The 13,677-nt window shown below is 75.9% G+C and carries 5 protein-coding genes; all 5 read left to right on the top strand.

Annotated elements, in window-relative coordinates; translation table 11 throughout:
• Positions 1-4: 4 nt before the first annotated feature.
• The 5 genes from ACP4IX_RS08920 to ACP4IX_RS08900 all read left to right on the top strand — a co-directional run bounded on the left by ACP4IX_RS08920 (position 5) and on the right by ACP4IX_RS08900 (position 13,388).
• Positions 5-5,293, top strand: a complete 5,289-nt coding sequence (locus ACP4IX_RS08920) for a hypothetical protein (protein WP_426555282.1) — start codon at positions 5-7, stop codon at positions 5,291-5,293.
• Positions 5,294-5,358: 65 nt separating this feature from the next.
• Positions 5,359-6,528: an AAA family ATPase gene (locus tag ACP4IX_RS08915; RefSeq protein ID WP_426525991.1), complete on the top strand. Its 1,170-nt coding sequence runs from the start codon at positions 5,359-5,361 to the stop codon at positions 6,526-6,528.
• Positions 6,529-6,533: 5 nt separating this feature from the next.
• Entirely contained in the window at positions 6,534-10,340 is a 3,807-nt protein-coding gene (locus ACP4IX_RS08910; protein ID WP_426555191.1) for a vWA domain-containing protein, read from the top strand.
• On the top strand, positions 10,337-12,325 hold the full coding sequence (locus tag ACP4IX_RS08905; RefSeq protein ID WP_426555189.1) for a hypothetical protein: 1,989 nt from the start codon (positions 10,337-10,339) through the stop codon (positions 12,323-12,325). The genes ACP4IX_RS08910 and ACP4IX_RS08905 overlap by 4 nt, the downstream gene beginning before the upstream one ends.
• A 37-nt stretch (positions 12,326-12,362) precedes the next feature.
• Entirely contained in the window at positions 12,363-13,388 is a 1,026-nt protein-coding gene (locus ACP4IX_RS08900; protein ID WP_426525997.1) for a LacI family DNA-binding transcriptional regulator, read from the top strand.
• The last annotated feature ends 289 nt before the right edge of the window (positions 13,389-13,677 follow it).

The raw sequence follows: 13,677 nt of genomic DNA, 5'->3' as shown, positions 1-13,677 counted from the left end.
CACCATGGCAACCGACGGGGCCGCCGCCACACCGGGCGGAGCCACCCTCGCGCAGGCCGGAGCCGCCATTCCGCCGGGCGGAACCACCGCGCACGACGACACCACGCCCGCCACTCGTCGGACCACCGCCTACGACGACGCCACCGCAGCCGCCCTGCTCGAGGCCGGTGCCCTCCTGCCGCCGGGCAGCACCGGCCGGGAGGACGCCGACACCCTCACCGTCCGTACCTACACCCATGCCGCTCTGGGCGACCGCAGTGTCGTCCGGCTGGTGCCGGGCACCCTCGGCGAGGCCGAGGACCTCGCCCTGGACTTCCTCGGCCTCGTGCGCGACGCGGAGACTCCCGAGGTCGGGCAGGTCAAGCGGGAGACCCTCGGGTTCCCCGCCTGGGCACTGGTCAACGACCCGGGCAACGGACATCACGCGCTGGCCCTGGTCAAGGACATCGAGCGGCTCGCGCGGCAGGCCAAGTCCCGCCCCGGCACCGCGAAGGAGGGCTTCGAGGCACTCGGTGAACGGCTCGGCCGGGCGGTGCCGCACTTCCTGCCCACCTTCTACGAGCAGGCCGCCCGCATCTTCCTCCAGTACGACAACACCACCTACGCCGCCGCCTTCTTCGGCAAGGCCCGCGACGCCGAGCGGGTGCACGCGCTCGCGGTCGACGAGGAGCGGCAGCGCGCCGTCTTCCTGGAGTTCGCCTTCGCCGGGGCACTGACGGTCAAGGCGCTCAAGCAGCATGTGAAGGACCTCTCCGGCCGGCTGGACGCCGCCGAGGCATGGGGCCAGTTCCGGCAGCTGGCGGTGGAGCGCTGCGCGGCCGGTGTGCCGCCGTACGCGTCACTGCCGCAGGACGCCCGCGTCCTGATCAAGGCGGCCGGGCTGTCCCGCGTCCAGGCGGAGTGCGACCTGGTCGCCGATCTGGTCGCCTCGCCCGCCATCGTCCGGGCCCCCGTCTCCTTCTGGACCGCCTACCGGACCACCTTGCCCGTCCTCGCCGGCCGGCGACCGGCCGTACGCGCCCGCCTGCTGGAGATCATGCCTGCCGGGCTGGGCCGCGACGTGGAGAGCGACGACTTCTGGCTGACGCTGCTGGCCGAGTGCGGCGCCGACCGGCTGCTGACCGGCGAGACGGACGAGGCAGACGAGGCAGACGGTACGGACCGAACGGGCGGGCCCGTCGTCGGGGCCGACGGTGTCGACGCGGCGGACTGGCTCAGCCGTTGGGCCGCCCACCGCAAGCACGGCGCGACGGTGTGCGGCACCTCGCCGGCCACCCTCGACCTGGTGGCGCGGATGGCGTCCCGGCTGCGCGCCGACGGACGGCCCGTCGACCTGTTCACCGGCCGCCGGTACAGGGGCGCCGACGTCGGTCTGCTGGACCTCTGCGCGGCGGCGAACGTCCCCCTCGCCCTGCCGGAACCCGGCACCGAGGTCCATCTCGGACTGGACCGCTGGGCGCGGGACACCAGCCCCGAGCGGCGTGATCTGGCCGCCGTCGCGGCTGATCCCCGGCTGCGTCCCCTGCTGCTGCGGGCCGTCGGTGCCGTGAGCGAGGACCGGCAGGCGGCCGAGGTACTCGAGCACCTCGCCGGACATCGGGTGCTGAGCGGCGTCCTGCGCGAATGGCTGGACGCCGCGGTCGGGGAACTCACCGGCTCGGTGGGGCTGCCCGGGGCCCGCGAGGCACTGCACCGGCTGCATCCCTTCCGGGCTGTGGCTCCCCGGGTCAACCCCGAAGCGGTCGCCCGCGCCGCCGCCTACGAAACGGCTCCGCTGCTCGGACGCACCCTGCGGGCCGGCATCCTCGACGAACTGGGCTGGCCCGCCCTGGACGACGCCCTGCGGCTGCTCGACGCCGAGACACGCAAGGACCGCGACAACACACTGATCGTCAACGAGGCCTGGCCCTGCCTGATCCTGAGCCGGGGTCACAAGGCGGTCGTCGTCGGCCCGGACGAGGTTCTGCTCGAACACGACCTGCGGCTCCCGGCCGAGCTGGACCGCTGGCGGCGCCCGCAGTTCCGCTACACCGACGGGGAACTTCTCGTGATGTGGTGGCAGGAGGGCAAGCAGTGCGGCTACTGGTCCACCCGGCCCTCCGAGGTGGTCACGCTCACCGGTGAGCAGATCACCCACGGGTGGCGCGGCGACAGCGCCGGCACCCCGTCCCTTCCGCTGCCCGGCGGCGGCCGGGCCACCGGCGGGCGCACCCTGCACGCCGGCGACACCGTACTGCCCGCGAGCCGTCCCGTCATCGGGGACGGCAGCCTGTACTGGCGGCAGGGCAGGCAGGGCCGGCAGCAGGTGTGGCTGGAGTACGACCCGGCGACCGGCACCCACGGGCGCGCCTCCCTGCCCGCCTTCCTGCGGTCCGGCACCCAGGACGGCACGACGCTGCTGCAGGACCGGTGCGAGGTTCTCCCCCTGCGACCGGGGCTGGAGCAAAGCCCGTTCGGCACGGACGGCACCGTTCTCGGCCGTTGGGTGCGGGCCGAGGACGAGGCCGGCGAGACCCGGACGACCACCGGAACGCCCGACGGCCGCACCGTCACCCTGCGGGCTTCCGAGCGCGGGGAACGTGTCGTTCCGCTCGGTGCGCTGCGGATGCCCGGGGGCGCCGCGCCCGTCGTGGCGCGGACGCGGCGCCGGATCGCCCTGTTCGCGCAGGACGACGGTAGCGGCACCGGCATGCTCGGCCGGGTGACGGCGAACGAACGGGGCGGGGAGTTCGCCGCGGGCACCCCGCTCGTGCCGCCGGTCGCCTTCTGGCACGCCCTGCGTCCCCGTGACGAGCGTGCGTCGGCCCTGCTGCGCGCGCTCACCGACGAGCGGGCGGCCGGGCTGGTGCGCGACGCGGCGCGGGCGCTGGCCGAGCGTCAGGCGCTGGTGAGGGCGGCCGAGGGCCCCGGCGGGGCAGCCGGTGGTCCGGGCACGGGCGGTGGTCCGGGAACGGGCGGGCGTCCGGTCGGCGGGCAGGGCGGAGCGAGCGGTGGGACCGGCAGTCCGGACGGTGTGACCGCCGACGGCAGGACCGCTGTGCCGACCGCCGAGGAGGTCGTACGGCAGGTCGTGTCCCGGTCGCTTCCCGGCCTCACCGACGAGCGGCTCCTTACCGGCGTGGCGGCCCTGGTCCGCTCGACCCTCCAGATCGCCGACTCGGTCACCAGGTTCGTCACGCCGCCCGTCGAGCAGCCGACGGCGGACCACCGGAAGCGGACCGAGGGTATGTTCGCGGACTACCGTCCCGAGCACGGTGACGACCACACGTTGCGCACGGCCACCGACGGTCTGGCCCACATGTGGGGATCCTGGGCGGGCAACAGCCAGTGGACCGCGCTCCAGCAGATCCGCGCCGTGAACCACGTACTCTCGGGGAAGCCCGCCGACGGCAGGCAGGTGTCCGACCGCACCCGCCGCACCGCCCTCGGCGACGGATGGCGCAGCGACGAGCACGCCATCCCCCGTATCGGCATGGTCTGGCCTGCCCTCCTGAAGGTGCTGCGGCCACTGGCCTACCGGGCCGCCGCACCGACCGTGCCGCAGGACGAGCGCGAGGCGCTGCTCCTCCTGTTCGAAGCACTCGCCGAAGGGCCGCTGGCCGCGCCCGGGAGCGGCCTGCGGGAGATCATGCTGAGCGAGCCGTACGAGAGGCACGACAAGCACGACAAGCCGGAGCGCGCGGGTCAGGTGCTGCGGCGGGACGGTCGTACCGTGGTCGTCCTCGGCTGCCAGAACGTCGACTACGGTCGCGACCGCGTCAACTGGCTCGCTTTCGACCACGACCCGACGGGTACGTTCGGGGCCGTCGCCCACTTCACTCTGGAGAGGGAGACCCGCCACGCGTCGGCGTTCCCGGGCGACGGCCTCGCCGCCGTCACCCGGCTGATCCGGGACAAGGGCGCCGCTCCCTGGCAGCCGGACGCACCCGCCGCGCTCGCCGCGGTGACGCACGCGGGCCTGGGTCCGCTCCAGGCCACGCTGCTCCTCGCCGGACTGCCGGAGCAGCTCGGCGCCGACGCGCTCACCACGATCGGGCTCAAGCCGCGCCAGCTGAACTCGGGCAGGAGCATGCTGAACTCGCTCCTCGCCGCTGACCGGGAGGCACTCGTCGGCGCCCTGCTGCCCGACGACCCGGCGCAGTTGTGGACGGCCGGGCCCGACACGGACGCCGCGGGCCGGATGTGGGCCGAGCGTCTCGGTTCCTTCGTCCGCGTGCCCGAGGACCTGGCGCCCGCTCTCGACGGCCTTCCGACCGCGTCCGCCGACGACGTCCTCAATCCGGCCCGCACCGCCTGGCTCAGCCGCACCACCGTCCAACGGCCCGACAAGGACGGCCGGCTGGTCGCGGAGGACCCCGCCGCGGTGCCCGGACGCCACCACCTGACCAGTGCGGTCACCGCCCTCGCCTCACTCGCCTACGCCCTGCCCTACGGGCACCCCCTGCGCGCGGCCCTGCCGGACGGCCTGACCGCGCTGCGCCGCCGCGTCGCCGACCCGGGGCTGCTGCTCGAGCTGGACGTCTCGTGGACGGAGAAGGGCGGGACCACGGCCACCGAGCTCCGCAAGCTGTACGGACTGCCCGACGCCGGGGGTGCCGGCGCGGACGGCACCACGCGGGTCGGTGAGGCGCTCGTGCTGCACCCCTGGCACAGCGACAGGGAGACCGTGCTGGTGCGCCCGGCCGGCCTCACCGGCCCGGACGACGCCGTGTTCGGCCTCCTCGAAGGGCTGGTGGGTGCCTCGCGCGGCTCCGGGCTCCGGTCCCTGCGGGCCGTTCTCGGCGACGAGCTGGCCCGGACCCTCGCCGCCGGCCTCGAACCCGAAGGGCCCGCCGGAGCGGCGCAGGACCCCACGGTCAGCGTGCCGGCGCTCGTCACCGAGGTCGCCGCGGCCCACGGACTGGGCGAGGACGCGGCGGCGCTCTATCTCCAGCTGCTCGCCCTGCCCGACCCGACGGACCGCAACTGCGCCCGCTGGACCGGCTGGAAGCCCGGTCGTCTGAAGAAGGCCCGGGCCGAACTCGCCGCGACGGAGCTGGTCGTGGAGGCCAAGCGGCCCCGCGCCGGCCGCTCCCTCTTCCTGCCCTGCGGCTGGCGCGACCTCAAGGCGCCCGCCCTGCCGGTGGAGACGTGGAAGGAGGGCCTCTATCCCGTCCGCGCGGGACTCCGCGCCGTACCGCTCCTCCCGGTGCCCGAGCTGTTCGCCCTCGCCTGGGCCCGGGTGCGCGCCGGCGAAGCACCCGGCTACGAGGAGCTCACCACCCGCGCCACGAGGAAGGGCCGCCGCCGATGACCGCGCAGGCGACCACCCGCACGCCCGCCCATGACCACTGCCCGAGTCCACCGGAAGATCCGTCGATGACCACCACCCTCTCCCCCGACACCACCCGCCAGATCGTGCCGCCCGAGGACCGGTACGCCACCGAGCTGGCCTTCCTCGCCGCCTACGACGACGGGCCCCGCCCGCCGGCCTGGCGGCTCACCCCCCGGGCCGTGGTCACGTTCGTCATGGGCAGCGACGGCCGGGCCCTGCGGCTGCCCGAGGACGCCCTGGCGCCCGAGGGCGTGCCGCGCCGTCTGGTGGTGGAGGGCAAGTTCGTCGGCGACCGGGCGCTGGTCGAGCGGTGCGTCGTCACCCTCGCCGGCGAGCGCGGCCTGCTGCTCGTCGGCGAGCCCGGCACCGCCAAGTCCATGCTGTCCGAGTTGCTGGCGGCGGCCGTGTGCGGCACCAGCGGCCTGGTCGTCCAGGGCACGGCGGGTACCACCGAGGACCAGCTCAAGTACGGGTGGAACTACGCCCTGCTGCTGGCCCAGGGGCCCAGCCGGAAGGCACTCGTGCCCTCCCCGGTCCTGACCGCGATGGGCCGGGGCGGCATCGCCCGCGTCGAGGAGGTGACCCGGTGTCTGCCGGAGGTGCAGGACGCCCTGGTCTCGCTGCTCTCCGAGCGGCGCATCGCCGTCCCCGAGCTCTCGGGCACCGACGACGCCCTGGCGCACGCCACGCCCGGTTTCAATCTCATCGCCACCGCCAACCTGCGCGACAAGGGCGTTTCCGAGATGTCCGCCGCGCTCAAGCGGCGCTTCAACTTCGAGACGGTCGGCCCCATTCCGGACCTGGATGCGGAGACGGCGCTGGTCCGCAGCCAGGCTCGGGCCTGTGTCGAACGGTCCGGCGCGCCGTTCCGGGTCGACGAGGCTGTCCTGGAGGCCCTCGTCGTCGCCTTCCGCGACCTGCGCGAGGGCCGTTCGGCGGAGGGCTGGGAGGTCGAGCGGCCGTCCACGGTGATGAGCACCGCGGAAGCCGTGTCCGTCGCGGGCGCGCTCGGACTGGCCGCGGCGTACTTCCCGGGCGACCGCGACGTGCTGGGGCTGCTCCCCGGGCATCTCCTCGGCGTGGTCCGCAAGGACGACCCGGCCGACGCGGCGCGTCTGCGCGGTTACTGGGACGGCCCGGTCCGGCGCCGCGCGGAGCAGGGTTCGGCCACCTGGCGCACCCTGTGGGACCTGCGCACGGACCTGGAGGGCTGACTTCCGTGTCCCGCCCCTCGCCCTCCCCCTCCCCCGCCTCGCCCCTGTCTCCGGACGAAGCGGTCGTCGCGCTCACCGCTCCCGCGGCGCCCTACCTCATCGGCGTACGGCATCACGCCCCGTCCCTGGCCGCGGCGGTGCCGGGGCTGCTGGACGGGGCCGCTCCGGACGTCCTGCTGGTCGAGCTTCCCGCCGAGATGCAGGAGTGGCTGCCCTGGCTGGGCCACGAGGAGACGCGAGCCCCGGTCGCCCTCGCGGCCGCGTCCACCGAGGAGGGCGGGGGGCCGGCCTTCTACCCCTTCGCCGACTTCTCCCCCGAGCTGGCCGCCGTGCGCTGGGCCTGCCGGCGCGGCGTGCCGGTCGTCGCCTGCGACCTGCCGTTGGCCGACCGGGCATGGCACGAGACCAGGCGCCCCGGCACACCCGCCCCGCCTCCCGCACCGTCCGTGCCGTCCGCGCCGTCCCTGCCGTCCGTGACCTCAGCCGCCGCGTCGGATTCCGGCTGCTCCGGGCTCACCGCCGCTCTCCGGGCCCGGCTCACCGGTCGTCCCGACGAGGACCTCTGGGACCGTCTCGTCGAGGCCACGGCTCCGGGGTCCGAGCCGGAGGCGTTGCGCCGTGCCGCGCTCCTCACCGGCTGGGCGCTGCGCGAGGAGGCCATCTCGTCGGGCGGCGTGCCGGAGCTGGACCTGCGGCGTGAGCGCTGGATGCGCTCCCGTCTGGCCGCCGCCACCGCGGACGGCGCGCGTGCCGCGGTGGTCGTGGGTGCCTTCCACGCTCCGGCGCTGGTGTTCCCGGCCGCAGCGCCCGAGCCCGAGGCCGAGCCGGACCGCTCCGGCAGCCCCGGCAGCCGTCGCGGCCCGGCCGACCGCCCCGGCCACGTGGCCGACCGCTCCGGATGGATCACGTCCCTCATCCCGTACACGTACGCCCTCCTGGACGAGCGGTCCGGTTATCCGGCGGGCATCCGGGACCCGGAATGGCAGCACCTCGTCCTGCGGTCGGCGGGCGATCCGGGTGCGCTGGAGGAGGCGCTGACGGGAGCGGCCGTACGCGTGTGTGCGGGACTGCGCGCCCTCGGACATCCGTCGGGGCCCGCCGACGCCCGCGAGATCACCCGGCTGGCCTCGGACCTGGCCCGGCTGCGCGGGCTGCCCGCGGCGGGCCGGGGGGAGTTGGTCGAGGCGGTGCAGACGGTGCTCGCGCAGGGCGAGCCGTACGGCAGGGGGCGGGCCGTCGCCCGGGCGATGGAGCAGGTCCTCGTCGGGACGCGCAACGGCCGTCCGGCTCCGGGCGCGCCGCGCAGCGGCCTCGTCCCGGCCGTCGAGGCCGAACTGTCGGCGCTGGGACTGCCCGGACCGGGCACCACCGGACCAGGGCCGGCCGGACCGGGGGCGACCGGCCAGGGGCCGACCGGGCGGGTGCCGACCGGATCAGGTCCCACCGGGCCGGGTGCGGCCGCCCGGGATCTGCGACTGGACCCCTTGCGTTCCGCCCTGGACCGCGAACGCGACCTGCTGCTGCGCCGCCTGACGGTGTGCGGTGTGCCGTACGCACAGGAAAAGGAAGTCGTCGGCGCCGGCGGTGCGCAGTCGCTGACGACGCGGTGGGAGGTGCGGTGGACTCCGGCGACCGAGGCCATGCTGTCAGCGGCCGGCGTCCGCGGTGTCACTCCGGCCCAGGCCGCCGAGGGGGTCCTGCGCGAGCGGTGGCGCGCGGAACGGGACGAGGGCGGGCCGATGGCCGCGCAGACGCTGGAGGGACTCCGGCAGGCGGCGGAGTGCGGCCTGCCGGAGCTGACCGACGCGCGGCTCGCGGAGGCCGGCGAGGTGCTGCCGGGCACCGCCGCGCTGCCCGAACTCCTCACCGGTTTGGCTCTGCTCGACCGGTTGCGCGCGGGCCACATCGCCGCGCTCGGCACCGACGAGGGCCGTGCGGTGCGTGCCACCGCCGTGGCCGAACTCCTCACCTCCGCCGCGGTTCGCCAAGTGGACGGTCTCGCCGGGGCCGAGGACCCGGCGGACGCGCACGCCCTGCTGGAGCTCGCCCACCGGGCGGACGTCCTCGGTGGCGTCCGGCTGACCGACGCCCTGGACCGGCTGGCGTTCGACGGCTCGCCTCTGATGCGCGGCGCCGCCGGAGCTGTCCGGGTGCTCCTCGGGCACGAGGACGCGGAAGTCCTGGGCCGCCGCGTCGCCTCCTGGGTCGACGCGGCGAGCGACCGCGCGTCCCGGTCCGCTCTCACCGCCCGGCTGACCGGGCTGCTGACGGCCGCCGGCCCGCTGCTGGAGTCTGCGGCACCCGCGCTGCAGCCACTGCTCGACCGGGTCTGCGACCTGTCCGACCGGGACTTCCTCGACCGGCTGCCGGCGCTGCGGGGCGGCTTCGACACGCTCAGCCCGGCCGCCCGCGACCGGCTCCTCTCCACCGTCGAGGAACGACTGGACATCGGCCGGCCGGCCGACACGGGCGAGGTGGACCCCGATGCCCTCGCCCTGTGGACCCGCGCGGACCTGACGGCCCGAGCCGCTCTCGGCGGACTCGGGCTGCTGCCCCCGCCCCCGCTCCCTGCCCGTGAGACCGGCACACCCGACCCCACCGCCACAGCCCCCGACGCACCACCGGCCACCGAGCCCACCACCACGACCCCCGACACACCACCCACCCCCGACGCACCGCCCGCCGCCGGCGATCACCGCCTCGCCCCCGCCGACCGCTGGCGGCTCGTGCTCGGCCGCCGTACCGACCGGCTGCCCCCGTCGGCGGCCTCGTTGGCCACCGCGTTGGACGAGCTGTACGGCAGCGGGCGGGGCGAAGGCAGCCGCGGGGACCTGACCGGGCCCGGCCGAAGCGGCGGGGGCGGCGGCCGGGAGGCGTCCTATCCGGGTGTGCGTGAGTGGTCCGAGGAGCTGGCAGTGCTGTTCGGGCCGGGCATCCGCGAGGAGGTCCTCGCGGCCGCGGCCGCGACGGGCCGGCCGGACGTCCTGGCCGAACTGGACCCGGACAGCGTGCGGCCCTCCGTGGACCTGCTGCGCACCGTGCTCCGGCACGCGGGTGGCCTGCCCGAGGCGCGCCTGGCCGCGCTGCGGCCGCTCGTACGGCGTCTGGTCGAGGAACTGACCCGGCAACTGGCCACACGGCTGCGCCCCGCGCTGCACGGCACGGTCCTGCCGCGTCCCAGCCGCCGCCCGGGCGGCGGCCTCGACCTGCCCCGCACCCTGCGGGCCAACCTGCCCTCCGCACGGCGCGCCCCGGACGGCACGGTCCGGGTCATTCCCGAACACCCCGTCTTCCGTACCCGCGCCCGACGGGCCGCCGACTGGCGGCTGATCCTGGTGACCGACGTGTCGGGGTCCATGGAGGCGTCCACGGTCTGGGCCGCCCTCACCGCCTCGGTACTGGCCGCAGTGCCCACGCTGTCCACGCACTTCCTGGCCTTCTCCACCGAGGTCATCGACCTCACCGACCACGTCGACGACCCGTTGTCCCTGCTGCTCGAGGTCAGCGTGGGCGGTGGCACGCACATCGCCGCGGGGCTGCGGCACGCCCGCGAGCTCGTCACCGTGCCGTCCCGCACCCTCGTCGTGGTCGTCAGCGACTTCGACGAGGGCTACCCGCTGGGCGGACTGCTCGCCGAGGTCCGCGCCCTGGTGGGGGCCGGCTGCCACGTCCTGGGCTGCGCGAGCCTCGACGACACGGGCCGCCCCCGGTACTCCACCGGGACGGCGGGCCAACTCGTCGCCGCGGGTATGCCGGTCGCCGCCCTCAGTCCGCTCGAACTCGCCCGCTGGGTAGGAGAGAAGATCGCGTGAACCCACAGCTTCCGCCGGTCGCCCCGTCGGTGACCGCCGAGCTCGTCGCGGCGCTGACCCCTCGGTTGCGCAAGCGGCTCGACGCGGGCGTCGCCAAGGTGGCGGCTCGCCCGACGGTGCGTGCGGGCGACGTGGTGCGCATCGCCGTCGACGACGACACCGACCTCGAACTGCACGCTCCCGGTGGGGTGGTGACCAGCGCCGGGGAGATCCGCTGCGGTTGTCTGCTCGCACCCGGCTGCCTGCACCGTGCCGCCGCGGCGTCGGCGGCCCCGGTCGCCGATCCCGCGGAGCCCTCGGCGACGGAGCCACCTGCCACGGACTCAGCACAGCCAGCGCCCGCTGAGCCACCGGCCAGGGATTCAGCACAGCCGTCGCCCGCCCCTCCTCCGGCTCGGGACCCTGCTCCATCACCGCCCTCCTCTCCCCGGCCGTCACCCACCGCGCCGGCGGTCCCCTCCACGGTCCCCACCGCCGCGACGGCCGTCCCCGTGGAAACCGCCCCCGAAACGGCCACTCCCGGCCAACGTCTCGCCGCGACCGCCCTGTACGACGCCGCGGCCGCCGTGCTGGAGGCCGGCACCGACGGTGCCGGTGCTGTGCTCCAGGCCGAGCTGCTGCACGCCGCGCACACCGCACGGCTCGCGGGACTCCCCCGGGCGGCGAGCCGTGCGGTCGCCGTCGTCACCGCGTTGCGCGCGGCCCGGAGCGCGAACCCCGCCTACCGTCTCACCGATCTCGCCGCCGCCCTCCGCGACGTCCTGCTCCTCGCGCACCGCCTCCCCGGCGCCACCGGCCCGGAACTCGCCGGGCTGCGCGGCACCGTACGCCGGCCGTACACCCCGGACGGGTCCCTGCGCCTGTACGGGCTCTTCGCCGAGCCCGTCCTCACCGCGACCGGATACGCGGGCGCCGTCACCTGGACCGCCGACGCCGCGGGCCGGCTGTACGCGGTCTCCGACGTGGCCCCGGGCGGCGCCGGGCGGGCCGCCGGCGCCGCCGACCGCGCCGTGCCCATCGGGGACACGTCCCTGACGCACCGTGAGCTGTCGCGTGCGGGACTCGCCGTGTCCGGCGCGACCGTCTCTCCGACGGGCCGCCTGGGTGCGGGCGCGGGTGTACGGGCCGTGCGTGCCACCGGCGCCGCATGGCACGCCGAGCCCTTGGACCGCCTGTGGGCGGTGCCGGTGGCCGAGCAGGTCTCCCGCGCCCTGACGGACGACCGTGACCTGCTGTTCCTCGACGTCACGCTCATCGGCACGGTCCGTGAGGCAGCGGGCGAGTGCCTGGTCGCCGACTGCGGCGGCCGCACGCTCCGGCTCGCCGCCGCCCACGACGACCCCGCGCTGCCCGACCGGGAGAACCTCCGCCTTCTGGCGTCCGCCCGGGGCGTCCGGCTGCGCGTCGTCGCCCGGCTCACGCCGGCCCCGCGGCCCCGCGCTCTGCTCCTGGCCGTCAGCCATCCCACCGACCCGGGCAGCCGCCTCGACCTCGGTCTCGACCGGCTCCGTCGCGCGGACCTGCCCGCCGCACCGGCGCCCAGCGGTGCCCCGGCCGCCGCGCCCGCCGTCGACGAGGCACCCGTGCACCTGCTGCGGCGCCGGGTCCACCAGGCGGCCTCCGGAGGCCGCCGCGTGCTCGCCTTCCCGGGGAACCGGGACGCCGACGGCACGCGTCTTCGCCGGCATGGCCTCGCCACCGCCGCCGAACTCCTCACCGAGCTCCACGCCGCCGCCGCGGACCGCGCACGCGACCCCTTCGGCCGGCTGCTCCCGGCCGACACCGGCCGCTTCACCCGCGCCTGGCTCGGCGCCGCCGTCCACACCGGGGAGCTCGACCGCATCCTGTGCGCCGCCGCGTGGGGCGCGGACCTCACGGACGTCACCGGTCCGGCGGCTCCCGTCGATCCGGCCGTGCTCGTACGACCCGACGGCCCCCGCCCGCCCCGGACGCCTGGCGATCGGCCCACCAAGCCGAGCGACTGACCGTAATATCGGATGATCTCGTAGGGGGGAGGCGGGCATGGTCAGGCAGCGTCCCGGTACGCCGACGCTCGAGGAGGTGGCCGCCCTCGCCGGTGTGGGGCGGGGCACCGTCTCGAGGGTCGTCAACAACGCGGCCGGCGTGCGGGATTCGACACGCCGCGCCGTGCAGCGGGCCATCGCCGAACTGGGCTACGTACCGAATCTCGCGGCCCGTTCCCTGGCCGGCCACCGCGCGGACGCCGTCGCGCTGGTCATGACGGAGACGGACTGGCGGCTGTTCGGGGAGCCGTTCTTCACCGAGATCGTCCATGCCGTCGGCGACGCCCTGACCGACACCCCGGTGCAGTTGCTGCTCACCCTGGTCCGTACGGACACCGAGCGGCAGCGTTTCGTGGAGTACGCGCGGGGCGGCCGGGTCGACGGCGTGCTGCTGATGTCCGTACGCGCCGAGGACCCGCTGCCGGACCTGCTCGCCAAGGCGGGACTGCCCACCGTCATGCTGGGGCGCCGTTCCGGCGACGAGAGCGTCACCTACGTCGACGCCGACAACACCGGCGGCGCGCGCGGCGCGGTCACGCACCTGCTGAACGGCGGCCGGACCACGGTCGCGGCCGTCAGCGGACCGCTCGACATGTACGTCGCTCAGTGCCGGTTGCGCGGATACCGGGAGGCTCTGGAGGCGGCGGGTGTGGAGGTCAGGTCCTCGCTGGTCGCCGAGTGCGCCGATTTCACGGAGGAGAGCGGGCGCCGGGCGATGACCGGTCTGCTCTCCCGTCACCCGGAGCTCGACGCGGTGTTCGCCGCCTCGGACACCATGGCCGCCGGGGCGCTGAACGCGCTGCGCGCGGCGGGCCGGCGGGTGCCGCAGGACGTCGCGGTGATCGGCTTCGACGACTGCCGGCCGGCCCGGTCCACGGAACCGCGGCTGACGACGGTCCGGCAGCCGCTGGAGGAGATCGGCCACACGATGGTGCGGCTCCTCCTGGAGGAGATGGAGGACTCCGCCGTCGCCTGGCGCCACGTCATCCTGCGCACCGAACTCGTGCTCCGGGACTCCGCCTGATCCGACGTCGGTGCCCGGGAGCGCTCCCGGCGGCGCGTCTCTCACCTGGGGCTTCGAAATTCCTTCGACAAACCCGACGCGCACAGTCTTGTCAGGGACATGAACCGCTTCTACAGTCCAGTCAACGGCAAGTGGGAGCGCTCCCATCTGTGGGGAGTCGGGAGCGCTCCCACGCCCCCCCCCCCCCCCCCCCCCCCCCGGGGGGGGGGGGCCCCCCAGGGGGGGGGGGGGGGCCCCGGGGGCCCCAGGCGGGGGCGGCGGGGGGGGCGAGGGGGGGGCGCCGCGGGGG

The organism is Streptomyces sp. WG5, from assembly GCF_049974565.1.
GTDB lineage: Bacteria > Actinomycetota > Actinomycetes > Streptomycetales > Streptomycetaceae > Streptomyces.
The sequence above is the reverse complement of the archived record's forward strand: the minus strand, read 5'-3'. Positions and strand labels throughout refer to the sequence as shown.

Bases quoted from the DNA above. Each gene is read 5' to 3' on its own strand.
- ACP4IX_RS08920 (WP_426555282.1), top strand. From the start codon at position 5: ATGGCAACCGACGGGGCCGCCGCCACACCGGGCGGAGCCACCCTCGCG.
- ACP4IX_RS08915 (WP_426525991.1), top strand. From the start codon at position 5,359: ATGACCACCACCCTCTCCCCCGACACCACCCGCCAGATCGTGCCGCCC.
- ACP4IX_RS08900 (WP_426525997.1), top strand. From the start codon at position 12,363: ATGGTCAGGCAGCGTCCCGGTACGCCGACGCTCGAGGAGGTGGCCGCC.